The sequence below is a fragment of the Streptomyces nanhaiensis genome (assembly GCF_046614825.1).
Taxonomy (GTDB): domain Bacteria; phylum Actinomycetota; class Actinomycetes; order Streptomycetales; family Streptomycetaceae; genus Streptomyces; species Streptomyces radiopugnans.
Map to the genome: position 1 here is coordinate 1 of NZ_JBKJFM010000393.1, position 535 is coordinate 535.

A 535-nucleotide genomic window follows, 5' to 3' on the forward strand; every position below is an offset into this window, starting at 1 on the left:
TGTGCAGTTCTCAAACAACGACCAGCCACCCGCCACCCCCACCCGATCGGGCGGAGTACACCGGGGCCGGCACCGAAGACCCGGCCGGTACGGCCGTGCCCTCAGACACCCAACAGCGCGCCCGACCCGGACCATCCACGGAAACCACGGTCCACGCCCCACCCCGCAGGGGGAGGCAGTACTGGTGTCTTCCGCCGGACCATCCCGGCCGACTAGTCAACGTTCCACCCATGAGCAGACCACCGCCGGACACGCGCCGGCGTAGTGGCTCTGTGCCCACCGGACCAGCAGGCCCGATGACCAAAGATGCTCCTTAGAAAGGAGGTGATCCAGCCGCACCTTCCGGTACGGCTACCTTGTTACGACTTCGTCCCAATCGCCAGTCCCACCTTCGACGATTCCCTCCCACAAGGGGTTGGGCCACCGGCTTCGGGTGTTACCGACTTTCGTGACGTGACGGGCGGTGTGTACAAGGCCCGGGAACGTATTCACCGCAGCAGTGCTGATCTGCGATTACTAGCGACTCCGACTTCAT

Annotated in this window: 1 rRNA gene; it reads right to left on the minus strand. The window is 64.5% G+C overall.

The annotated features are described in order from the left end of the window. Positions 1-317 precede the first annotated feature (317 nt). Positions 318-535 (minus strand): 16S ribosomal RNA (locus ACLIYP_RS30765); the annotation flags it as partial.